General features: G+C 69.8%; 19 protein-coding genes and 1 tRNA gene. 12 read left to right on the forward strand and 8 right to left on the reverse strand.

Annotated elements, in window-relative coordinates; genetic code table 11:
* Nucleotides 1-96 precede the first annotated feature (96 nt).
* Nucleotides 97-1,191 (reverse strand): citrate synthase/methylcitrate synthase, encoded by a 1,095-nt coding sequence (locus C1707_RS06670; protein ID WP_101711106.1) that lies wholly within the window; start codon nucleotides 1,189-1,191, stop codon nucleotides 97-99.
* A 75-nt stretch (nucleotides 1,192-1,266) separates the two neighbouring features.
* Here C1707_RS06670 and C1707_RS06675 point away from each other — a divergent pair, with 75 nt between their 5' ends.
* The gene (locus C1707_RS06675; protein ID WP_101711105.1) at nucleotides 1,267-2,406 is read left to right on the forward strand and encodes a citrate synthase family protein; all 1,140 of its coding nucleotides are present in this window, start codon (nucleotides 1,267-1,269) and stop codon (nucleotides 2,404-2,406) included.
* A gap of 235 nt (nucleotides 2,407-2,641) precedes the next feature.
* Here C1707_RS06675 and gltB read toward each other — a convergent pair whose 3' ends face one another.
* Entirely contained in the window at nucleotides 2,642-7,165 is a 4,524-nt protein-coding gene (gene gltB, locus C1707_RS06680; protein ID WP_101711104.1) for a glutamate synthase large subunit, read from the reverse strand.
* Between the two features lie 19 nt (nucleotides 7,166-7,184).
* Complete coding sequence (locus C1707_RS06685) at nucleotides 7,185-8,633, reverse strand: NAD(P)-dependent oxidoreductase (RefSeq protein ID WP_101711103.1); 1,449 nt, start codon at nucleotides 8,631-8,633, stop codon at nucleotides 7,185-7,187.
* 244 nt (nucleotides 8,634-8,877) lie between these two features.
* Here C1707_RS06685 and C1707_RS06690 point away from each other — a divergent pair, with 244 nt between their 5' ends.
* The gene (locus C1707_RS06690; RefSeq protein ID WP_101711102.1) at nucleotides 8,878-9,678 is read left to right on the forward strand and encodes an undecaprenyl-diphosphate phosphatase; all 801 of its coding nucleotides are present in this window, start codon (nucleotides 8,878-8,880) and stop codon (nucleotides 9,676-9,678) included.
* A 78-nt stretch (nucleotides 9,679-9,756) separates the two neighbouring features.
* On the opposite strand, the gene C1707_RS06695 is transcribed toward C1707_RS06690, so the two are convergent.
* Nucleotides 9,757-10,728 (reverse strand): complex I NDUFA9 subunit family protein, encoded by a 972-nt coding sequence (locus tag C1707_RS06695; RefSeq protein ID WP_101711195.1) that lies wholly within the window; start codon nucleotides 10,726-10,728, stop codon nucleotides 9,757-9,759.
* A gap of 142 nt (nucleotides 10,729-10,870) precedes the next feature.
* Here C1707_RS06695 and C1707_RS06700 point away from each other — a divergent pair.
* From C1707_RS06700 to ptsN, 9 genes are all read left to right on the forward strand, one after another.
* Nucleotides 10,871-10,957: transfer RNA gene (locus C1707_RS06700), tRNA-Leu, on the forward strand.
* A gap of 150 nt (nucleotides 10,958-11,107) precedes the next feature.
* The gene (locus C1707_RS06705; protein WP_101711101.1) at nucleotides 11,108-11,725 is read left to right on the forward strand and encodes a ribonuclease D; all 618 of its coding nucleotides are present in this window, start codon (nucleotides 11,108-11,110) and stop codon (nucleotides 11,723-11,725) included.
* Nucleotides 11,726-11,739: 14 nt separating this feature from the next.
* The gene (lptC, locus tag C1707_RS06710) at nucleotides 11,740-12,369 is read left to right on the forward strand and encodes an LPS export ABC transporter periplasmic protein LptC (protein ID WP_338032094.1); all 630 of its coding nucleotides are present in this window, start codon (nucleotides 11,740-11,742) and stop codon (nucleotides 12,367-12,369) included.
* 44 nt (nucleotides 12,370-12,413) lie between these two features.
* The gene (locus C1707_RS06715) at nucleotides 12,414-12,944 is read left to right on the forward strand and encodes an LptA/OstA family protein (protein WP_338032095.1); all 531 of its coding nucleotides are present in this window, start codon (nucleotides 12,414-12,416) and stop codon (nucleotides 12,942-12,944) included.
* 8 nt (nucleotides 12,945-12,952) lie between these two features.
* Nucleotides 12,953-13,714, forward strand: coding sequence for an LPS export ABC transporter ATP-binding protein (gene lptB / locus C1707_RS06720; RefSeq protein ID WP_101711099.1), 762 nt, complete (start codon nucleotides 12,953-12,955; stop codon nucleotides 13,712-13,714).
* Between the two features lie 194 nt (nucleotides 13,715-13,908).
* The gene (gene rpoN, locus C1707_RS06725) at nucleotides 13,909-15,408 is read left to right on the forward strand and encodes an RNA polymerase factor sigma-54 (protein WP_101711098.1); all 1,500 of its coding nucleotides are present in this window, start codon (nucleotides 13,909-13,911) and stop codon (nucleotides 15,406-15,408) included.
* A gap of 70 nt (nucleotides 15,409-15,478) precedes the next feature.
* On the forward strand, nucleotides 15,479-16,090 hold the full coding sequence (locus tag C1707_RS06730) for an exopolysaccharide biosynthesis protein (protein ID WP_101711097.1): 612 nt from the start codon (nucleotides 15,479-15,481) through the stop codon (nucleotides 16,088-16,090).
* A 52-nt stretch (nucleotides 16,091-16,142) separates the two neighbouring features.
* Entirely contained in the window at nucleotides 16,143-16,772 is a 630-nt protein-coding gene (hpf, locus tag C1707_RS06735) for a ribosome hibernation-promoting factor, HPF/YfiA family (protein ID WP_101711096.1), read from the forward strand.
* Between the two features lie 85 nt (nucleotides 16,773-16,857).
* On the forward strand, nucleotides 16,858-17,325 hold the full coding sequence (ptsN, locus tag C1707_RS06740; RefSeq protein WP_101711095.1) for a PTS IIA-like nitrogen regulatory protein PtsN: 468 nt from the start codon (nucleotides 16,858-16,860) through the stop codon (nucleotides 17,323-17,325).
* Here ptsN and C1707_RS06745 read toward each other — a convergent pair.
* From C1707_RS06745 to C1707_RS06755, 3 genes are read right to left on the reverse strand one after another with little or no spacing between them, the layout of a single operon-like run.
* On the reverse strand, nucleotides 17,322-17,813 hold the full coding sequence (locus tag C1707_RS06745) for a hypothetical protein (protein ID WP_101711094.1): 492 nt from the start codon (nucleotides 17,811-17,813) through the stop codon (nucleotides 17,322-17,324). The genes ptsN and C1707_RS06745 overlap by 4 nt on opposite strands.
* A gap of 1 nt (nucleotide 17,814) precedes the next feature.
* Entirely contained in the window at nucleotides 17,815-18,354 is a 540-nt protein-coding gene (locus C1707_RS06750) for a hypothetical protein (protein WP_101711093.1), read from the reverse strand.
* Between the two features lie 31 nt (nucleotides 18,355-18,385).
* Nucleotides 18,386-18,778 (reverse strand): hotdog family protein, encoded by a 393-nt coding sequence (locus C1707_RS06755; protein ID WP_101711092.1) that lies wholly within the window; start codon nucleotides 18,776-18,778, stop codon nucleotides 18,386-18,388.
* Nucleotides 18,779-18,891: 113 nt separating this feature from the next.
* Between C1707_RS06755 and C1707_RS06760 the strand changes: the two genes are divergently transcribed.
* A complete protein-coding gene (locus tag C1707_RS06760) occupies nucleotides 18,892-21,087 on the forward strand; it encodes a protein-disulfide reductase DsbD family protein (protein WP_101711091.1) in 2,196 nt (731 codons plus the stop codon).
* 21 nt (nucleotides 21,088-21,108) lie between these two features.
* Here the strand turns inward: C1707_RS06760 and C1707_RS06765 are convergent, their stop codons facing one another.
* Complete coding sequence (locus tag C1707_RS06765; protein ID WP_101711090.1) at nucleotides 21,109-21,561, reverse strand: hypothetical protein; 453 nt, start codon at nucleotides 21,559-21,561, stop codon at nucleotides 21,109-21,111.
* Between the last annotated feature and the right edge of the window lie 43 nt (nucleotides 21,562-21,604).

Here is a 21,604-nt window from a genome sequence, read left to right on the forward strand (position 1 = left end):
GTCAAAAATGTGTCAAGTTCAGCGAACTTCGATATGTGCTTTCGCTCTCATGTGTGTCTTTCGCAACAATTTTGCGCAGGCTGCGGGCAGCGGCCGTCAGGCCGCCGCCTTGGGGCGCGGCCCCACATAGACCGACTGCGGACGAATGAGCTTGCCGCTGGCCTGCTGCTCGCGGGCGTGGGCGATCCAGCCGGCGGTGCGCCCGGCGGCGAACACGCAGGTGAAGGCCTCCGGCGGAAGGCCCAGCGCCTCCAGCAGCAGGGCGGTGTAGAACTCGACATTGGTCTCCAGCGGACGGTCGGGCTTGCGCCGGCTCAGGATGTCGAGCGCGGCGCGCTCCACCGCCTCGGCCAGGGCCAGCCGGCCGGGCAGGGCGCCGGCCGACCGCGACAGCCGCGAGAGAGCGGCCTTCAGGGCGTCGGCGCGGGGGTCGCGGACGCGATAGATGCGATGGCCGAAACCCATGAGCCGCTCGCCGGCGTCCAGGGCGGCCTCCAGCCAGGGGATGGCGTTGTCCGCCGTGCCGATGGCGTCGAGCATGTCGATCACCGGGCCCGGCGCCCCGCCGTGCAGCGGCCCCTTCAGCGTCGACAGCCCCGCCAGCACCGCCGAGCCCAGGCCCGCGCGGGTCGAGGCCGCCACCCGCGCGGCGAAGGTCGAGGCGTTGAGGCCGTGGTCGCAGACGGTGACCAGATAGGCGTCCAGCGCCCGGGCCTCGCCGTCGGTCGCCGGCGCGCCTCGCAGCATCCGCAGGAAGTCGGCGGCGTGGGGCAGGGCGGGATCGGGCGCGACAGCCTCCAGGCCCTGGCGCCGGCGCAGGGTCGCGGCGGTGAACACAGCCGGGGCGACGGCCAGCGCTAGGGCGTCGTGGGCGGTCTCGCCGTCCGGCAGGCGGGCCAGCAGGGCGCGCATGGCGTCGTAGGGATCGCGGGCGGCCAGGGCGTCGTCCAGCGCGGCGACTTCCTGGAAAACCCGCACGCGCGCTGCGCCCAGGGCCGGCGCCAGGTCGGTCGGCAGGTCGTCGAAGAAGCCGTCGAACAGCAGGTGGACGGCGTCCTCGAAACGGGCGCGACCGGCCAGGTCCTCGACGGGAAAGCCGCGGATGGTCAGGCGTCCGGCTTGGCCGTCGACGTCGGAAAGCACGGTGGCGGCGGCGATCACGCCTTCGAGGCCGGCGGAAACTTGGACCATGGAGAGGTCTCCTTTCGCCCTCAGTCATCTCCCGAGCGCCTTGATCGTCAATCTTGATCAATATAATCAATATGAATGGCGGACGATTGGCTCGATGCGGACCAGGCGATGGCGCGGCTCGGCGTGCGCCCCCAGACGCTCTACGCCTATGTCAGTCGGGGCCGGATCGAGGCTCACGCCCATCCCGGCGATCCGCGCCGCAGCCTCTATCGCGCCTCCGACGTCGCCGCCCTGGCCAGGCGCAAGGCCCGAGGGCGCAAGGCCGCCGACGTCGCCGCCGAGGCCATCGCCTGGGGCGAACCGGTGCTGGCCTCGGCCATCACCACCGTGCGGGCGGGACGGCTATGGTATCGCGGCCGCGACGCCGCGGAGCTGGCGCGGACGGAAAGCTTCGAAGCGGTCGGCCGCCTGCTGCGGGACGACGCGGCGCAGGCCGCCGCGCCCACGCACGCCCCCAGTCCGGCCCCGACCATCCGCGCCCGCCTGTTCGCCGATCTGGCCGCCCGCGCCGGCGAGGATCGCCCGGCCCGGGGCCGCGCCCCGCTGATGCTGGCCCAGGAGGCGGCCGGTCTGCTCGATCTGGTCGCCGACGCGGTGGCGGGGCGGACGGGCGAGGGCCTGATCCATCAGCGGCTGGCGGCCGCCTGGCGCCTCGACGCGGCCGGCGGCGACCTGGTGCGCCGGGCGCTGGTGCTGCTGGCCGACCACGAGCTCAACGCCTCGACCTTCGCCGCCCGGGTGGCCGCCTCGACCGGCGCGTCGCTGGCGGCTTCGGCGCTGGCCGGGCTGTCAGCCCTGTCGGGACCGCTGCACGGCGGCATGGCCGCCCGGGTCGAAGCCCTGACCCGCGACGCGAAGAGGGAGGGCGCGGAGCAGGCGGTCGCTGTCCGCCTGGACCAGGGCGCGCCGCCGCCGGGCTTCGGCCACCCGCTCTATCCTGACGGTGATCCGCGCGCGGCGGCGCTGCTGGCGGCGTTCGCACCGTCGGCCGACATGGCCGCGCTTCACGAGGCGGTGGTCGCCGCCACGGGGCAGGCGGCCAACATCGATTTCGCCCTGGTCGCCCTGGCGCGGACCCTGAAGCTGCCCGACGACGCCCCCTTCGCGCTGTTCGCCGTGGGGCGGACGGCGGGGTGGCTGGCCCACGCGCTGGAACAGTCGAGGACGGGGCGCTTGATCCGGCCCCGGGCGCGGTATGTGGGGGCGGAGGGCTGAGGCCGTGCGTCCTTCGAGGCTCGCCTGTGGCTCGCACCTCAGGATGAGGACGCTATTGCACTGACCTCCTCATCCTGAGGCGCCCGCGCAGCGGGCCTCGAAGGACGCACGGCGTTTGAAACAACAAAGGGGAGCGCTCGGGCCGGAGCGCTCCCCTCGTCGTGCGGCGGGCTGGGAGGCGCGCCGCGCGGCCGTCGCCCCGGAAGAAGGCGACGGATCTCGTTGCGGGCGGGCCTTAGGCCCGCTCGTGAACCGCTTCCTCGGCCGCCAGCGGCTGGGGCAGGCGGCTGACCATTTCCTTCGGGCAGACCTGCCAGAAGAGGTCGCGGGCACGGTCCCAGTCGCGCAGCAGGCTCTCGGCGAAGGCCGAGTCCGTCTCGCGGGCGTGCTCGGCGATCAGCGAGCGCAGCACGCCTTCCCAGTAGGGCGAGGCCAGGCGCTGCACGAGGATGCTCTCGGGGTTGTAGTTGGCCGAGAACCGGTCGTGCTGGTCGAGCACGAAGGCCATGCCGCCGGTCATGCCGGCCCCGAAGTTGCCGCCCGTCGGGCCCAGGATCACCACCTGGCCGCCGGTCATGTATTCGCAGCCGTTGGCGCCGCAGCCCTCGACCACCGTGGTGGCGCCCGAGTTGCGGACGGCGAAGCGCTCGCCGGCCTGGCCGGCCGCGAACAGGCGGCCCGAGGTCGCCCCGAACAGCACGGTGTTGCCGATCAGGGTGTTGGTCTCCGGCGCCGCGAGGCCCCGGGGAGGCTTGATCACGATCGTCGCGCCCGACAGGCCCTTGCCGACATAGTCGTTGGCCTCGCCGGTCAGTTCGATGCGCAGGCCCTGCACGGCGAAGGCGCCCAGGCTCTGGCCGGCCGAGCCCTTGAGCTGGACGGTCAGGTGGCCGGCGGGCAGGCCCTTCATGCCGAACTTGCGGACGATGTGGCTCGAGGTGCGGGTGCCGATGGTGCGCGCCGTGCTGCGGACCGTGTAGGTCAGCTGCATCTTCTCGCCGCGCTCCAGCAGCGGGGCGGCGTCGCGCACGATCTGGGCGTCCAGCGTGTCCGGCACCGCGTTGCGCCCCACGACCGTGTTGTACGGCTTGTTGGCGCCCGGATCGGCGCGAACCAGCAGCGGGTTCAGGTCGAGGTCGTCGAGGTGCTCGCCGCCGCGCGACACCTGCGCCAAGAGGTCGGTGCGGCCGACGATTTCCTGCAGGCTCTTGAAGCCCAGGCCCGCCAGGATCTCGCGCACTTCCTCGGCCACGAAGGTGAACAGGTTCACCACCTTGTCCGGGGTGCCGGTGAACTTGGCGCGCAGCTTTTCGTCCTGCGTGCAGACGCCGACCGGGCAGGTGTTGGAGTGGCACTGGCGCACCATGATGCAGCCCATCGCCACCAGCGAGGCGGTGCCGATGCCGAACTCCTCGGCGCCCATCATCGCGGCGATGACCACGTCGCGGCCCGTGCGCATGCCGCCGTCGGCCCGCAGGACCACGGAGTGGCGCAGGTTGTTCAGCGTCAGCACCTGGTTGGCTTCCGACAGGCCCATCTCCCACGGACCGCCGGCGTACTTCACCGAGGTCTGGGGCGAGGCGCCCGTGCCGCCGACGCCGCCGGCGACCAGGATCACGTCGGCCTTCGCCTTGGCCACGCCGGCGGCGATGGCGCCGATGCCGGTGGCCGCGACCAGCTTCACCGTGACCCGGGCGATCGGATTGATCTGCTTCAGGTCGTAGATCAGCTGCGCCAGGTCCTCGATCGAGTAGATGTCGTGGTGCGGCGGCGGGCTGATCAGCATCACGCCGGGCGTCGAGTGACGCAGGCGGGCGATCATCTCGGTGACCTTGAAGCCGGGCAGCTGACCGCCTTCACCGGGCTTGGCGCCCTGGGCGACCTTGATCTCCAGCTCGACGCACTGGTTCAGGTACTCGGCGGTGACGCCGAAGCGGCCCGAGGCCACCTGCTTGATGGCGCTGTTGGGGTTGTCGCCGTTGGGCAGCGGCTTGTAGCGGGCCGAGTCCTCGCCGCCCTCGCCCGACACAGAGCGGGCGCCGATGCGGTTCATGGCGATGTTCAGCGCGCCGTGCGCCTCGGGGGAGAGGGCGCCCAGGCTCATGCCCGGCGTGACGAAGCGCTTGCGGATCTCGTTGACGCTCTCGACGTCGTCGGTCGAGATCGGATTGCGGTCCGAGCGCCAGTCCAGCAGGTCGCGCAGCTGGATCGGCTTCTGGGTGCGCAGGCCCGAGGACCAGCGGCGATAGAGCTCGTAGTCGCCGGTGTCGCAGGCGCTCTGCAGGGTGTGCATGAGGCGCGCCTCGAAGGCGTGGGCCTCGCCCGAGCGGCGCGACTTGTAGAGGCCGCCGACCGGCAGGGTGACGGCCGACAGGGCCCAGGCCTTGCGGTGCAGCTCGACGGTCTTGGTCTCGATGCCGGCCAGGCCGATGCCCGAGATGCGCGAGGGCATGCCGGGGAAGAACTCGGCGGCCAGGGCGCGCGACAGGCCGACGGCTTCGAAGTTGTAGCCGCCGCGGTACGAGCTGATGACGCTGATGCCCATCTTGGAGATGATCTTCAGCAGGCCGCCCTCGATGGCGCCCTTGAAGTTCAGGCACACGTCGCGCAGCGTCCGGTCGCCGGCCAGGCCGCGCTCCAGGCGGTCCTGGAAGCTTTCCTGCGCTAGGTAGGCGTTGACCGCCGTGGCGCCGACGCCGACCAGCACCGCGAAGTAGTGCGTGTCCAGGCACTCGGCCGAGCGCACGACCAGCGAGACGTACGAGCGCAGGCCCTTGGCCACGAGGTGGGCGTGCACGCCGCCGGTGGCCAGGATCATCGGCAGGCCGACGCGACCCTCGTCGCTGGCCTCGTCGGTCAGGACGATGGCGCCGCAGCCGCGCAGCACGGCGTCCTCGGCCTCGGCGCGGATGCGGTCGAGGTTGGCGCGCAGGGCGTCGCCGGCGCGGGCTTCCTCGGCGGGCAACGGCATGGTGCAGTCGATGACCGCGACGTTCTTCTCGCCCAGCAGTTCGCGGATGCGGATGTACATGCCGGTGGTCAGCACCGGGCTTTCCAGCACGTACACGTCGGCTTGCGCGGCGTCCTGGGCCAGGATGTTGCCCAGGTTCTTGAAGCGGGTCTTCAGGCTCATGACGCCGGTCTCCCGCAGGGGGTCGATCGGCGGGTTGGTCACCTGGCTGAAGTTCTGGCGGAAGTAGTGGCTGAGCGGCCGGTACTTCTCCGACAGCACCGCCAGCGGCGTGTCGTCGCCCATCGAGCCGACGGCTTCCTTGCCGTCCTCGACCATCGGGGCGAGGATCATTTCCAGGTCTTCCAGCGAATAGCCGGCGGCGGCCTGGCGGCGGGTCAGCTCCTCGCGGCCGTAGGCGCGGGGCTCGGGACCGGGCGCGATCTCCTTTTCGAGATCGACCATGTTGCCCAGCCACTCGGTATAGGGGTGGCGGCCGGCCAGTTCGTCGACGATTTCGTCCTCGCCGTAGAGCTTGCCCTCGCTCAGGTCGATGGCGATCATCCGGCCCGGCGCGATGGCCAGCTTCCGGGTGATGCGGCTTTCCTCGACGCCGCACATGCCCGCTTCGGAGCCCATGATCACCAGGCCGTCGTCGGTGTAGGCCACGCGCAGCGGACGCAGGCCCGAGCGGTCCTTGCCGGCCACGACCCAGCGGCCGTCGGTGGCGCACAGGGCGGCCGGGCCGTCCCAGGGCTCCATCACGGCGTTGCAGTACGAATAGAGCGCCTTGTGCTCGTCGCTCATGTTCGGGTTGGACGCCTCGGGCACGAGAAGCGCCTTGGCCATCGGCGCGTCGCGGCCGGCGCGGACCAGCACCTCGAAGGTGTTGTCCAGGCTGGCGCTGTCCGAGCCGCTGGGCTGGATCACCGGCTTCACGTCGTCCCCGAACTCACCGAAGGCGTCGGCCGCCATCTTGATCTCGTGGGACTTCATCCAGTTGATGTTGCCCTTGATCGTGTTGATCTCGCCGTTGTGGGCCAGCATCCGGAAGGGCTGGGCCAGGCGCCACTGCGGGAAGGTGTTGGTCGAGTAGCGCTGGTGGAAGATCGCCACGGCGGCGGCGAAGCGCTCGTCCTTCAGGTCCGGATAGAACTCGTCGATCGACTCGGCCAGGAACATGCCCTTGTAGATCAGCGAGCGGGCCGAGAACGAGCAGATGTAGAAGTCGCTGATGTTCTGGGCGTGCACGCGCTTTTCGATGCGCTTGCGGCACAGGAACAGGGCGCGTTCCAGAGCCTCGCCCTCCAGGCCGGCCGGCGGGGCCAGCATGATCTGCTCGATTTCCGGACGGGTGGCGTTGGCCTTCTCGCCGATCACCGAGGTGTCGACCGGCACCTGGCGCCAGCCATAGATGTAGAAGCCGAAGCGCAGGGCCTCTGCCTCGACGATCGTGCGGCAGGCTTCCTGGGCGCCCAGGTCGGTGCGGGGCAGGAAGATCTGGCCGACGGCGATGGGGCCGGGACGCAGGGCGTGGCCGGTGCGGCGCACCTGGTCGATGAAGAAGTCCTGCGGAACCGAGACGAGCACGCCGGCGCCGTCGCCGGTCTTGCCGTCGGCGTCCACCGCGCCGCGGTGCCACAGGGCCTTGAGGGCCTTGATCGCCAGTTCGACGACTTCGCGGCGCGGCTGGCCGTCGATGGCGCAGACCAGGCCCACGCCGCAGGCGTCGCGTTCGGTGGTCGGGTCGTAGGCGTGGCCGTCGATGAGGGCCTGGCGGTTCTTCAGATAGAGGTCGATCTCGCTCATGGTCTCGAAGTCCTCTCTCTTATTCCGCCGCGATCAGCGCGGGAGCGCCGGCCTTGGCCTTCAGGTAGCGGTGGATGGCATCGGCGGCGTCGCGGCCGTCCTTGATCGCCCACACCACCAGCGAGGCGCCGCGAACGATGTCGCCGGCGGCGAACACGCCGTCGAGATTGGTCATCTGGTTGCGGACGTCGGCCTTGACCGTGCCCCAGCGGGTGGTCTTCAGCTCGGGCGCCGACCAGGTCTGCGGCAGGTTCTCGGGCTCGAAGCCCAGCGCCTTGACCACCAGCTGGGCCGGACGGTCGAAGTCGCCGCCGGGGATCTCCTCGGGGCTGCGACGGCCCGAGGCGTCCGGGGCGCCCAGGCGCATGCGGATGGCGCGCACGCCGGTCACCGCATTGGCGTCGCCCGACAGGGCGCGAGGGGCGGCCAGCCACTCGAAGGTGACGCCTTCTTCTTCGGCGTTGGCCACTTCGCGCAGCGAGCCGGGCATGTTGGCCTTGTCGCGGCGATAGAGGCAGGTGACCGAGGTCGCGCCCTGGCGGATGGCCGTGCGCACGCAGTCCATGGCGGTGTCGCCGCCGCCGACCACGACCACGTCCTTGCCTTCCGCGTTCAGCTCGCCGCTGTCGTAGGCCGGGACGTCGTCGCCCAGGGTCTTCTTGTTGGAGGCGATCAGGTAGTCGAGCGCGGCCACCACGCCCTTGTCGCCCGAGCCCGGCACGGTCAGGTCGCGCGCGGCGTAGACGCCGACGGCGATCAGCACCGCGTCGTGTCGGCTGCGCAGGTCTTCCAGGGTGGCGTCCTTGCCGACCTCGAAGCCGAGCTTGAACTCGACGCCGCCTTCGGCCAGGCGGCTCGTGCGGCGCTCGACGACGTCCTTCTCCAGCTTGAAGCCGGGGATGCCGTAGATCAGCAGGCCGCCGGCGCGGTCGTGGCGGTCGTAGACGGTGACGGCGTAGCCCTGCTCGCGCAGCTTTTCGGCGGCGGCCAGGCCCGCGGGGCCCGCGCCGACGACGCCGATCGACTGGCCGCGTTCGGGACCGGCGACGAGCGGCTTCACCCAGCCCATCTCCCAGGCCTTGTCGGTCAGGTAGCGTTCGACCGAGCCGATCGTCACGGTGCCGTGACCCGACTGCTCTATGACGCAGTTGCCTTCGCAGAGGCGGTCCTGCGGGCAGATGCGGCCGCAGACCTCGGGCATGGAGTTGGTGGCCTGCGACAGGGCGTAGGCTTCCTCCAGCCGGCCTTCGGCGGTCATCCGCAGCCAGTCGGGGATGTTGTTGTGCAGCGGGCAGTGGGTTTGGCAGTACGGCACGCCGCATTGCGAGCAGCGCGAGGCCTGCTCGGTGGCCTTGGCGTCGATGAAGTCGGCGTAGATCTCGTGAAAGTCGCCGTTACGCTCTTCGGCCGCCCGCTTTTCGGGCGTGCGACGCGCGACGGTCGTGAATTTCAACATGCGCTCGGCCATGCGCTTCCCTCGCCCCCGTTGCCGGGGAAAAATTTGCTTTCGAGCGCCTCATACGGACTCTTCAGGGCAATAAGAATGCGGTGGTAAAATTATTGGACAAATATATCCGTGACGAGGGCGGGGTCATTGCGAGCGACTCGCAGATATGCCCTAAATTGGTCCACTTTTTGGATAAACCCTTTTTTTACCGTGTCGGGCGCACGCCCGTTTCCGCTCGCAAGGGCTTGTTACACAAGGGAATGACATGCCGGATTGGCTGATCGCGATCGTGCTGGGCCTGATCGAGGGCCTGACCGAGTTCATTCCCGTCTCGTCGACCGGGCACCTGCTGCTGGTCGGCCACTTCCTGGGCTTCCACAGCCCGGGCAACACCTTCCAGGTGCTGATCCAGCTGGGGGCAATCCTGGCGATCACCAGCGTCTATTTCGGCCGCCTTTGGGGGCTGCTGACCACCCTGCCGACCAATCCGGGATCGCGACGCTTCGTCGCGGGCATCCTGCTGGCCTTCCTGCCGGCGGTGTTCGTCGGCGTGCTGGCCCACGACTTCATCAAGACCGTGCTCTACGAGAGCCCGACCCTGGTCTGCGCCACCCTGATCGTCGGCGGCTTCATCCTGCTCGGTCTGGATCGCATGAAGTTCGAGCCCAGGCACACCGACGTGGCCGAATATCCGCTGAAGACGGCCTTCATCATCGGCCTCTTCCAGTGCCTGGCCCTGGTGCCCGGCGTCTCGCGCTCGGGGGCGACCATCGCCGGCGCCCTGCTGTTCAAGTGCGACAAGCGCTCGGCCGCCGAGTTCAGCTTCTTCCTGGCGATGCCGACCATGGCCGGCGCCTTCGCCTACGACCTCTACAAGAACATCGACCTGCTCAGCACCAAGGACATGGGCGTCATCGGCCTGGGCTTCGTGGCGGCGCTGATCTCGGGGGTGTTCGTGGTCAAGACGGTGCTGAACTTCATCACCCGCCACGGCTTCGCGCCGTTCGCCTACTGGCGCATCGCCGTCGGCGTCGTCGGCTTGGCCCTGTTGTACATCCCGCGCTGATCCGCTCGGCGCGAGCCAAAGAAAAACCCGCGCCGGGCGACCGGCGCGGGTTTTGTCGTTTCTGCCCTCTGTCGGCGTCTAGAACGCGCCGGCCGGGGTCGGGGCGTACTGGCCGCCCTTGCGGTAGCGGTAGAGGTAGGACGGCACGACGGCCTCGACGGCCGTGGGGATCACGCCCAGGTCGGCCAGGCCCTTGGCGCCCGGCGCGACGACGTTGTCGCCGGCCTTCAGCAGCGCGACCTGGTCGGTGGTCAGCGGCGGGTCCAGCGGCAGGATCGAGGCCTGGATGTCGCCCAGCTTGCCCACGAGGCCCGCGAGCGGCCAGGGCAGGGGCGCCAGCACGCGGGCGCGGCCGGTCTCGGTCAGCACCAGTTCGAGCAGTTCCTTGAAGGTGTAGACGGTCGGGCCGCCCAGCTCGAAGGTCTGGCCTTCGGCGCCCGGCGTGGCGATGATCTTGGCGATGGCCGCGGCGACGTCGCCGACGAACACCGGCTGGAACTTGGTGGCGCCGCCGCCGACCAGCGGCAGGGCCGGGGCGCTGGCGGCCATCTGGCCGAACTTGTTGAAGAACTTGTCGTCCTGGCCGAACACGATCGACGGGCGCACGATGGTGGCGGTCGGGAAGGCCGCGCGGACGGCGGCTTCGCCCTCGGCCTTGGTGCGGGCGTACTTGGCGTCCGAATCGGCGTCCGCGCCGATGGCCGAGACCTGCACCAGGCGCTTGACGCCGGCGGCGGCGGCCTGTTCGGCCACGGTCTTGGCGCCCATGGCGTGCAGGCTCTGGAACTGCTGGCGGCCGCTTTCCCACAGCACGCCCACCAAGTTGACGGCCGCTTCGGCGCCTTCCAGCGCGCGGGCCACCGACGGGGCGTTGCGCACATTGGCCTGGATCACCTCGATCTGGCCGACGTCGCCCAGCATGCGCATGCGATAGGCCAGATTGGGCTGACGCACGGCCACGCGCACGCGATAGCCCGACTTGGCGAGGGCGCGCACCACCTGGCTTCCTACGAAGCCCGAGCCGCCGAACACCGTGACCAGACCCTGCATCTTCATTCCTCGTCGCTGCGATGAAGGGGGGATTAGACGAGCCTGGGGATGTTCGCAAGAAAAGTGAGAAATGCGATTGACGCCGCCAGAACCTTTGCATAAACGTCCCGGCCTCGCAGCGGCCCAACGGGTTGCGCCGCGGGCCCAGGTGGCGGAATTGGTAGACGCGCTGGCTTCAGGTGCCAGTGACCGAAAGGTCGTGGAGGTTCGAGTCCTCTCCTGGGCACCACCCCTCTCGCAAGCATGCGACGAGCGGGTGGCGCCAAGCTTTCCTTACAATAGATACTCCGTTCATCTGGCGTGCATCGCCGACGCTCCACTATAAGACGTCGGAGCGGCGCCGGTCGCGACGACGCCGACGCGTGGAGACGAAAGACACTTGGCCAGCTTTGTTCATGAAGGCGACCTGCCCGACGGCGTGTTCGCCGGGGCGACCGCGATCGCCATCGATTCGGAAACCATGGGCCTGCGCCTCGGGCGCGATCCGCTCTGCGTGGTGCAGCTGTCGTCCGGCGACGGCGACGCCCACGTGGTGCGCCTGGACCGCTCGACCTATCACGCGCCGAACCTGAAGAAGCTGCTGGCCGATCCCGGCGTGCTGAAGCTTTTCCACTTCGGCCGCTTCGACATCGCCATGTTCCTGCTGCATCTGGGCGTCATGACCGCGCCCGTGTACTGCACGAAGATCGCCTCCAAGCTCGCCCGCACCTATACCGACCGCCACGGCCTCAAGGACGTGACGCGCGAACTGATGGGCGTGGAACTGTCCAAGGCTCAGCAGAGCTCGGACTGGGGCGCCGATTCGCTGAGCCCCGAGCAGGTGGCCTACGCGGCCTCTGACGTGCTGCATCTGCACGGCCTTCGCGAGCGTTTGAACGCCATGCTGGTGCGCGAGGGCCGCATGGCCCTGGCCCAGGCCGCCTTCGACTATCTGCCCCACCGCGCCGCGCTCGACCTGGCCGGCTGGGAAGACGTCGACATCTTCGCGCACGCTTAAGGGAGAGACGACCGGTGGCGGACGTGGCGATGAGAGGCGGCTTCAAGCGCGATCTGCGGCGCTGGCGCCGTCGTTCGCGCCTGGTCCGCGGCGCGCGCCTGCTGCTGCCGGTGGCCATCCTTGGCCTGCTGGGCGCGTCCGCCGGCCAGGTGATCTGGCGCACGGTGACCGCCGCCGAGCGCGCGCCCGAAAGGCCGCAGGCCCAGATCCGCATGCTGAACCCGCGCTTCTACGGCCAGTCCAGCGAAGGCCGTGCCTTCCTGATCACCGCCCGCTCGGCGATCCGCGACGACGCCGACCTCAAGCGCGTGCTGCTGGACGACCCGACCCTGACGCTGGGCACTGACGAGCCCAAGCCCACCCGGGTCACCTCCAAGAACGGCGTCTATCGCGAGGACACCCTCAAGCTCGTGCTGCGCGGCGACGTGCGCATGGACGACGGGGGCGGCTATCGCTTCGCGTCGGACGAGGCTTTCGTCGACACCAAGACGGGCGTGATCACCGGCGAAACCCTGCTGCAGGGCGAAGGCCCCACAGGACAGGTGAAATCCAACGCTTATTCCGTATATGACAAGGGCGACCGCATCGTTTTCCGGGGCGGCGTGAAAACGCGCCTGGACCGCGTCGACGGCGACGGGAACTAGACAGGACGATGCGACAGATGAGGGCGAGGTCGATGAAACGAGCAATGGCGGCCGCTATCGCCGCGAGCCTCCTTGGGGGGCTTTCGGCCGCTCCGGCCCTGGCGCAGAACAGCTCCAGCGCGCCGGTCGACATTTCGGCCGACGAGCAGGAGACCATCTCCAGCCAGTGCAAGACGATCTTCCGCGGCGCCGTCGAGGTGCTGCAGGAGACCTCGCGCCTGCGCGCCGCCAAGATGACCCTCTACAATCAGAAGAAGGCCAAGAGCGGCGACGGCAACGGTTGCGGCAACGTCGACCGGGTCGAGGCCGAGGGCGAGGTGTTCTACGTCACGCCCAAGCAGACCGTGCGCGGCGACCGGGCGACCTACGACTACGCCTCCAACACCATCGTGGTGACCGGCAACGTCATCGCCATCCAGGGCCAGGACGTGGCCCGCGGCGACCGGATGGTAGTCAACACCAAGACCAACGACGTGCGGATGGAATCGACCACCAAGGGCGCGGGCAAGAAGAACCGCGTGCGCGCCGTGGTCTATCCGAGCACCTCGGACGACGCCAGCAAGCCCAAGCCCTGAGAGCCGTGATGCACCTAACCTCCCTGGGCGGCGGCTCGACCGAGGACGGCCTGTACGTCGACGGCGTCGGCAAGACCTTCGGCGATCGGCCGGTCGTCAAGAACGTCTCGCTGCGTCTCAAGCGCGGCGAGGTGGTCGGCCTGCTGGGTCCCAACGGCGCCGGCAAGACCACGACCTTCTACATGGTCACCGGCCTGATCGCCGCCGACTACGGCTCGATCTATCTCGACGGCGAGGACATCACGGCCCAGCCGATGTTCCAGCGCGCCCGCCTGGGCGTCGGCTACCTGCCGCAGGAAGCCTCGATCTTCCGCGGCATGACGGTCGAGCAGAACGTCATGGCCGTGGTCGAGATGCGCCAGAAGAACCAGCGCGTGGCGCGCGAGACCGTGACCAGCATCCTCGAGGAACTGCGGATCACCCACATCCGCAAGTCGCCGGCCGTGGCCCTGTCGGGCGGCGAGCGTCGCCGCGTCGAAATCGCCCGCGCCCTGGCCAGCGAACCGTCGTTCATGCTGCTCGACGAGCCGTTCGCGGGCATCGACCCGCTGGCGATCTCGGACATCCGCGAGGTCGTGAACTATCTCAAGAACCGCGGCATCGGCATCCTGATCACCGACCACAACGTCCGCGAGACGCTGGACATGGTCGATCGGGCGTCGATCATCGCCGCCGGCGAGGTGCTGTTCGAGGGCTCGCCCAAGGAGATCGTCGACAATCCCGAGGTGCGCCGGGTTTACCTGGGCGACAGCTTCGCCGAGCGGAATTAAACGGTTCGGACAGGATCGCGGCGCGGCGGCTTGCCGCGTCGGACTCGAAAAAGGCCTTGTTCCGCAAGGCCTTTTTCTTTTCTGGCGGACGGATGGTCGCAGTGGCCCGATATTTGCTGGCGTTCGCGCCCCGTTAACCAGACCGGCCTTTCAATGGCGATCGTAACTTTCGTTCGATTTGCCAGGAGGGCGCGTTGGCGCTCAGCCCCAGACTCGATATCCGGCAGGGCCAGGGCCTTGTCATCACTCCGCAACTGCAGCAGGCGATCAAGCTTCTGCAGCTGTCGAACATCGAGCTGGAAGCCTTCGTAGAGGCCGAGCTCGAAAAGAACCCGCTGCTGCAGCGCGACGACAGCGAGCGCGAGGTCGAGCGCGACGGCGAGCCCGAACGCGCCGTCGAGAACCTCGGCATGGAGAGCGTCACCGACGCCTCGGCCAACCGCGAGATGGACGCGCCCGGCGACGACGTCAGCCCCGGCGAGCGCGCCACCGGCGATGGCGAGGGCTTCGGCGCCGAGCACGCCGGCGGCCAGATCGACTGGTCGCGCGCCGGCGGCGGCGGCGGCTTCGAGGGCGACGACAATTTCGAAGGCGCCCTGAACCGTCCCGAGACCCTCGCCGAGCACCTGAACGGCCAGCTGGTCCTGGCCGGCCTGTCGCCCGCCGACGAGGCGATCGCCGCCATCCTGATCGACGCCGTCGACGCCGCCGGCTACCTGCGCGCCGACCTTCTTGAAATCGCCCAGCGCCTGGGCTGCGAACTGGAGCGCGTCGAGGGCGTGCTGAAGGTCGTCCAGGGCTTCGAGCCGTGCGGCGTGGCCGCCCGCGACGTGCGCGAGTGCCTCGAGCTGCAGCTGCGCGACGCCAACCGCTACGACCCGGCCATCGCCGCCCTGCTCGACAATCTGGACCTGCTGGCGCGCCGCGACCTCGTCGCCCTGCGCAGGATCTGCGGCGTCGACGACGAGGACCTGCGCGAGATGATCGCCGAGGTTCGCGGCCTGACGCCCCGTCCGGGGGCCGCCTTCCACAGCGATCCGCCCCAGACCCTGGTGCCCGACGTCCACGTCCGCGAGGGGCTGGGCGGCATGTGGCACGTCGAGCTGAACACCGACACCCTGCCGCGCGTGCTGGTCGACCAGCGCTACCACGCCCGCGTCTCCAAGGGCGCGCGCAGCGACCAGGAGAAGACCTTCGTCTCCGACAGCTTCGCCAGCGCCAACTGGCTGGTCAAAAGCCTCGACCAGCGGGCCAAGACCATCCTCAAGGTGGCCAGCGAGATCGTGCGCCAGCAGGACGGCTTCCTGGCCTATGGCGTCGAGCACCTGCGGCCGCTGAACCTGAAGACCGTCGCCGACGCCATCGGCATGCACGAAAGCACGGTCAGCCGGGTCACTTCCAACAAGTACGTCGCCACCCCGCGCGGCGTGTTCGAGCTGAAGTTCTTCTTCACCTCGGCCATCCAGTCGTCGGAAGGCGGCGAAGCCCACTCGGCCGCCAGCGTCCGCCACAAGATCAAGGGCCTGGTCGACGCCGAGCGCAGCGAGGCCGACGTCCATTCCGACGACCGGATCGTGGAAATCCTGAAGGCGGCCGGGGTCGACATCGCCCGCCGCACGGTGGCCAAGTACCGCGAGGCCATGCGCATTCCCTCGTCGGTGGAGCGTCGCCGGCTGATCAAGGAAGCCTGCTGAACAGCGACGTTTTCGCGCAAGCGATTCTGGCCGCTCCTGCGTTATACCTGCCTGCGCAACAGGGCCGGGAATGACCGACGAGAAGCTGTCAGACGTGATCGAGGGGTTCGGCGAGGACCCGCGGCCGGTGCTGACCGTCGGCCAGATGCTCGAAGCCTTCGACAGCCGCGCCTTCGGGGCGACGCTGCTGGTGTTCGGCCTGCTCAACTGCCTGCCTTTGCCGCCCGGCTCCTCGACCCTGCTGTCGCTGCCCATCCTGCTGCTGGCGCCGCAGATCGCCTGGGGCGCCAACGCGCCCTGGCTGCCCCGCAAGCTGGTGGAAAAACCCCTTAAGCGCGACGACCTAAGGGGGCTTTTTCGGCGCATCACGCCCGTTCTTCGCCGCCTGGAGGTGGTGACGCGGCCGAGGCTCGGCTTCATGTTCGCGGCCGGCGGCGAGCGCTTCATCGGCGTGGTCTGCACCCTGCTGGCCCTGGTGCTGGTGCTGCCGATTCCCCTTGGAAACCTTGCCCCTGGCGCGACCGTGGCCGTGCTGGCCCTGGCCCTGCTGCAGCGCGACGGCCTGCTGGCCCTGCTCGGCTATCTGATGGCGACCGCCAGCGCCGCCCTGCTGTTCCTCAGCGCTGGTGTCGTGACCGCCGCCGTCAAGAGGCTGATCGGGGTCTTTTCGGGACTCTTCTGAGGCCGTTTTCCTCCCGCTTGACACCGCCGCCGGACCGGCGCGTTGATAGGGCATGCAAGTCCAAATCTCCGGCAAGCATGTCGACGTTGGTGAGGCTCTGCGAGCGCGAGTCGCCGACGAAATCGCCCTGAGCATCGGCAAGTATTTCGACCGAGGCGGTGACGCCGACGTCGTGATCAGCAAGGAGGGCTACGCCTTCCGTGTCGATTGTTCGGTAAAGCTGGCTTCGGGCCAGCAGCTTCTGAGCCACGGCTCCGGCGGCGACGCCCACATGGCGTTCGACCAGGCCCTGGCCAAGATCGAGACGCGCATAAGGCGCTACAAGCGTCGTCTCAAGAGCCATACCGAGGCGGCTGTCGCCAAGCAGGCCGAGAACGCCGCGTTCTACGTGCTGCGCGCCCCCGAGGACGAGCACGAGGACGAAGACTGGTCGATCGAGGAGGATCACCCCGCCGGCGCCCCGTCGGCCATGGTGATCGCCGAGACCCAGGCCTCGCTGAAGACGATGACCGTTTCCATGGCTGTCATGGAACTGGACTTGACCGAGTCCCAGGCAATCGTGTTTAGGAACGCCGCCCACGGCGGATTGTCGGTGGTCTACCGCCGGCCGGACGGAAATATCGGCTGGATCGACCCCGAGCGCACCAAGCCGCTGAACGGAAACGGCTCGACCTTGAGCTAGCTGGAGCCTAAGCGGTCCCGGCGCGTTTCGGGACCGCGGCGGCCGAGCTTTCGGCGGCCGGCATAGAGCGAGCTAGTTGAAGTCCATGACTATCGGCGATCTTCTGGACCACGGGGCGGTGACCCTGCGCGTCAGCGCCAAGGACAAGCGCCAGGTTCTCGGCGTCATCGCCGACTTCGCCGGCCGCGTGCTTGGCATCGATTCCGACATCGCCCTGGACGGGCTGGTCGAACGCGAGGCCGCCGGCTCCACCGGCGTCGGCCAGGGCGTGGCCCTGCCGCATGCCCGCGTGCCGGGCCTGGACCGCGTGCGCGCCGTCTTCGTGCGGCTGGAGACCCCGGTGGCCTTCGACGCGCTTGACGACAAGCCGGTCGACCTGTTCCTGGCCCTGTTCGCCCCGCCCGAGGCCAACACCCAGCACCTGCGGGCCCTGGCCCGCGTCTCGCGCATGCTGCGCCAGCCCGAACTGCGCGAACAGCTGCGCCAGGCCCGTTCGGCCGACGCCGTCCACGTGCTGCTGGCCCGCGAGACCGCGACCCCGACGGCGGCCTAGAACCCGGCGTCGTCCGGCGCGAGCCACGCCTGCGCGACGGGGCTCTCATACTCGCATCCGACCAGCACCTTGCCCGCCAGCGGCGCCTGATGCAGCGCGTAGGCGACGATCTTGCGCGTGTCGTCGATGCGCCGTTCGGCCGGACCGTAGGGATCGGGCGTCAACCGCAGGCGCGCCGACACCGCCGCCAGATCCTGGCCGGCCACGACCAGGGCGATGCGTCCCGGCGAGAGATAGATTTCCCGCGCGACGTGGCCGAGCGCGTCGACCGGCCTGTCCAGGCGGTAGAGGGCGCCGGAAGGGGCGGCCAGATGCTGGACCGCCGTCTTCATGCCTTGGTCCTCTGCGGCCAGCCTTTCCAGCAGGCCCGGAAGTTCGGCGTCGCCGATCTTGCAGCCGACCGTGCGGGTCAGCAGGGTCTCGGCCGCGGCCGGCGTGGCCGCGACGAGCAGGAGCGCGGCCGCCAGGCCTCCAGCATGGAGCGTCATCCTAAAGCACTTCGATCTTGTAGCTGCAGCCGGCCAGCGTCTTGCCCGGATGGGTGGTGACGGTCGACACGTTCAGCGTGATCCGCGTCTGAGTGGTCAGGCCGTCGGCGGTCTCGGTCTTTTCCGCGATCACCCGCTCGCCCATGAACTTGGCCGGGACGTCGATCGCCGGCTCGATCTTCAGTGCCTTGGCCAGCGCATGCGGGTCGGCCTCGTCGAGCACCGCCATCGGGCCCGAGCTGTTGAAGGCGATCAGGCTGGTCGAGCGGCCAAACACCTGGACCGGCCTGGCCAGGCGATACTGCTTGAGCATGAAGTTCGGCGACTTCACCTCGGTCATGCCGAAGTGCCTGCGGGCGTCGGCGCCTTCGGTCCCGGCCAGCCAGAAGGCCACGGTGTTGTAGGTCGGCACGTCGTAGGTCTCGCAGGCGATCAGCCTGGCCAGATCCACGGTCTTGGGGTCGATCTCGTCGTCCTGGGCCATGGCGGGGGCGGCGCAGGCGAAAGCGGCCATCGCGCCGGCCATCAGCGTCTTGATCATGGATACGCTCCTACTGGGGTAAGCCTCGCGACTAACGCGCGAAGATGCTCCGCGTCAGGCACGAGAAGACCAACCGCCCGGCCTCGTCGAGCAGGTCCTGCTGGGCGATGACGATGCCCTTGCCCTCACCGACCGGATCCTTGCCCATTACCGTCATGCGGCCGCGCAGCAGCTCGCCCGCCGGCGGGTTGCGCAGCCAGCGCAGGGCGTCGACGCCCACCCGCTTGGTCTGGGGCCAGTCGGCGCTGGCGTCGGCGTCCAGCCGGGTCCAGATGGCGAAGACCATGGCGTCGGGGGCCCCGGACGCCGGGTCCCAGCCGGGCTGGAAGGCGGCGATGAAGGCCTCCAGGGCCCGCCCGTCCACCACCGTCGTCCCCAGCGTCACCACCTGACCGATCTGGATGTCGTCGAACGAAGCCGGCACGCGCGCTCTCCTGGCGAAGCAGATCAGCGACCTGACCACGACGCCTTGAAGGTTGTCGAGAGCGCGCGCACGGGCCATGTGTCGCTCTGTACGTTTAGCACTCAAGGTCGCCGATGCTGTTGCGCAGGTTCCTCGCCGCCGTCCTGGCCCCGCTGGCCCTACTCGCCGCCGCCGCGCCGGCGCGCGCCGAGGTCGTCAAGACCGGCCATATCGAGGTGGAGCTGGTTTCCCAGGAAACCGCCGCCGTGCCCGGCTCGACGGTGTTCGTGGCCCTGCGCCAGAAGATCCAGCCGCGCTGGCACACCTACTGGCGCAATCCCGGCGACGCCGGCGACGCCACCAAGATCGTCTGGACCCTGCCGGCCGGCTGGACCGCCGGCGACATCGTCTGGCCGACGCCCGAGCGCGTGCGCGTGGGGCCGCTGCAGGACTACGCCTATCACGACGAAGTGCTGCTGCCCGTGCCGATCACCGTGCCCGCCTCGGCCAAGCCGGGGCAGACCGTGACCCTGAAGGCCGCCGCCGCCTTCCTGGTCTGCGAGGAGATCTGCGTGCCCGAGGACGCGGTGGTGACCCTGTCGCTGCCCGTCGTCGCCGGCCCCGCCCAGCCCGATCCCAAGTGGGGCGGGACGGTCGCCAAGGTGCTGGCCGCCGCGCCCAAGCCCGCCGGCCTCAAGGCGACGTGGAAGAAGGACGGCGAGATCCTGAAGCTGTCGGTCACCGGCCCGGCCCTGAAGGGCGCCGACTTCGCCGACGCCTATTTCTTCCCCTATTCGGGCAAGGCCATCGACCACGCCGCGCCGCAGGCGATCGAGCGGGGACCCGAGGGCCTGACCCTGTCGCTGACCGCCGGCTTCGACTTCGGCCCCGAGGCGACGGAAGCGCCGACCGAGCTTTCCGGCGTCCTGGCCCTGAAGGGCGGGTCCTACGAGATCACCGCCACGCCCGGCGAGACGCCCGCGGGGTCTGTAGGGCTAGGCTCTCTGCCCGCTGCCGGCGCCGGTTCGACCGGCGGCTCGCAAGCCTCCGGCGGTGGTGACGCCGCCGCCTCGGGCCTGGCCGGCGGCCTGCCGGTCGCCCTGCTGTTCGCCTTTCTCGGCGGCCTGATCCTCAACCTGATGCCCTGCGTCTTCCCGGTGCTGTCGATGAAGGCCGCCAGCCTGGCCGCCCACGCCCACGACGCCGGCAAGACCCGTGTCCAGGGCCTGGCTTTCCTTGCCGGCGTCGTGGCGACCTTCCTGGCGCTGGCCGGCCTGCTGATCGCCGTCCGCGCGGGCGGGCAGGCCGTGGGCTGGGGCTTCCAGCTGCAGTCGCCGGCGGTGGTGGCGGTGCTGGCTCTCTTGATGCTGCTGGTGGCGCTGAACCTGTCGGGCGTGTTCGAGGTCGGCGGCGCCGTCCAGGGCGCGGCGGGCGGCGTCGCGGCCGGCTCGGGCCTGGCCGGCGCCTTCCTGACCGGCGCCCTGGCGGTGATCGTCGCCGCCCCCTGCACCGCGCCGTTCATGGCCGGCGCCCTGGGCTTCGCCCTGACCCAGCCGCCGGCCTTCGCCCTCTTGGTGTTCCTGGCGCTGGCCCTGGGCTTCGCCGCGCCCTTCGTGATCCTGGCCTTCGCGCCGGGCCTGTTGAAGAAGCTGCCCAGGCCCGGCGCCTGGATGGACGTGCTCAAGCACGCCCTGGCGTTTCCGATGTACGGCGCGGCCGCCTGGCTGGTCTGGGTGTTCAGCCAGCAGGCCGGCGGGGTGGCGCTTGCCCTGCTGCTGGCCGCCGCCGTGCTGGTCGCCTTCGCCGCCTGGGCCTATGGCCTTGGCGAAGCGCGCCGCTTCGTCGGCAAGAGCCCGCTGGTCGCCTTCGGCTTCGCCCTGGTCGGCCTGGCCGGCGGCGTCGCCCTGACGATCGGCGCGCTGAAGGCGCCGGCTCCCGCCGCTTCGGGCCCGCAGACCGCCGAACTCGCCGGCCGCGGACTCGTCGCCGAACCCTGGAGCCCCGAGCGCGTCGCCGCGCTGCGGGCCGAAGGCAAGGTGGTGATGGTCGACTTCACCGCCGACTGGTGCGTGACCTGCAAGGTCAACGAGAAGACCGCCCTGGGCGGCCAGCGCCTGGCCGACGCCTTCAAGGCCCAGGACGCCGTGCTGCTGAAAGCCGACTGGACCCGGCGCGACGCGACCATCGCCGCGGCCCTGGCCGAGCACGGTCGCGCGGGCGTGCCGCTGTATCTGGTCTATCCCAAGGGCGGCGGCGCCCCGGTCATCCTGCCCCAGCTGCTGACCGAGGGCCTGGTGATCGAGGCGGTGGAGAAGGCCGCCAAGGGCTAGAAGGCTCTAGATCAAACGCCTCTAGGAGCGAGCGGCCGTCTCGCGGATCAGGCGGGTCGTCTGCGCCGCCGAGATCAGCGCGCAGGCGCCGTAGACCACTGCGACCAGGACGACGCCGTTCAGGATCAGATGCAGTTCCCGCGCGCCCGCCAGCAGGGCGATGGCGGTCAGCGCCGACGCCAGGCCGACGCCGGCCCAGGCCGCATGGATACTGCTCAGGGTGTAGCTCAGCGTCCGGCCGTCGGCGCCGGCCTCGATCGAGAACCGGCCCCGCTCGTAGAGCGACATCGGCAGCAGCGGGTCGCGCGCCCCCGACCATCGCGACATGTCGAAGGTCACCCGCTCGGGCGCCTGGCGCCTGGGCTGCCTCTCCGCCTCGGCGAGCAGCTTCTCCATGCGGTCGATGACGACCTCGCCGGCCACGTTCGGGTTCAGCGGCGCGGCGCCGCGCAAGGTCCACAGGAAGTCGAGCATGTCCTAGCCGTACGGTCGGGCGGCCGGCCGGGCAATGGGGCGG

Source organism: Caulobacter flavus (assembly GCF_003722335.1).
Taxonomy (GTDB): domain Bacteria; phylum Pseudomonadota; class Alphaproteobacteria; order Caulobacterales; family Caulobacteraceae; genus Caulobacter; species Caulobacter flavus.

Coding starts and splice junctions, on each gene's coding strand:
- C1707_RS06670 (WP_101711106.1), bottom strand. CDS start 1,191: ATGGTCCAAGTTTCCGCCGGCCTCGAAGGCGTGATCGCCGCCGCCACC.
- C1707_RS06675 (WP_101711105.1), top strand. CDS start 1,267: ATGGCGGACGATTGGCTCGATGCGGACCAGGCGATGGCGCGGCTCGGC.
- gltB (WP_101711104.1), bottom strand. CDS start 7,165: ATGAGCGAGATCGACCTCTATCTGAAGAACCGCCAGGCCCTCATCGAC.
- C1707_RS06685 (WP_101711103.1), bottom strand. CDS start 8,633: ATGGCCGAGCGCATGTTGAAATTCACGACCGTCGCGCGTCGCACGCCC.
- C1707_RS06690 (WP_101711102.1), top strand. CDS start 8,878: ATGCCGGATTGGCTGATCGCGATCGTGCTGGGCCTGATCGAGGGCCTG.
- C1707_RS06695 (WP_101711195.1), bottom strand. CDS start 10,728: ATGCAGGGTCTGGTCACGGTGTTCGGCGGCTCGGGCTTCGTAGGAAGC.
- C1707_RS06715 (WP_338032095.1), top strand. CDS start 12,414: ATGGCGGCCGCTATCGCCGCGAGCCTCCTTGGGGGGCTTTCGGCCGCT.
- lptB (WP_101711099.1), top strand. CDS start 12,953: ATGCACCTAACCTCCCTGGGCGGCGGCTCGACCGAGGACGGCCTGTAC.
- C1707_RS06730 (WP_101711097.1), top strand. CDS start 15,479: ATGACCGACGAGAAGCTGTCAGACGTGATCGAGGGGTTCGGCGAGGAC.
- hpf (WP_101711096.1), top strand. CDS start 16,143: ATGCAAGTCCAAATCTCCGGCAAGCATGTCGACGTTGGTGAGGCTCTG.
- ptsN (WP_101711095.1), top strand. CDS start 16,858: ATGACTATCGGCGATCTTCTGGACCACGGGGCGGTGACCCTGCGCGTC.
- C1707_RS06745 (WP_101711094.1), bottom strand. CDS start 17,813: ATGACGCTCCATGCTGGAGGCCTGGCGGCCGCGCTCCTGCTCGTCGCG.
- C1707_RS06750 (WP_101711093.1), bottom strand. CDS start 18,354: ATGATCAAGACGCTGATGGCCGGCGCGATGGCCGCTTTCGCCTGCGCC.
- C1707_RS06760 (WP_101711091.1), top strand. CDS start 18,892: ATGCTGTTGCGCAGGTTCCTCGCCGCCGTCCTGGCCCCGCTGGCCCTA.
- C1707_RS06765 (WP_101711090.1), bottom strand. CDS start 21,561: ATGCTCGACTTCCTGTGGACCTTGCGCGGCGCCGCGCCGCTGAACCCG.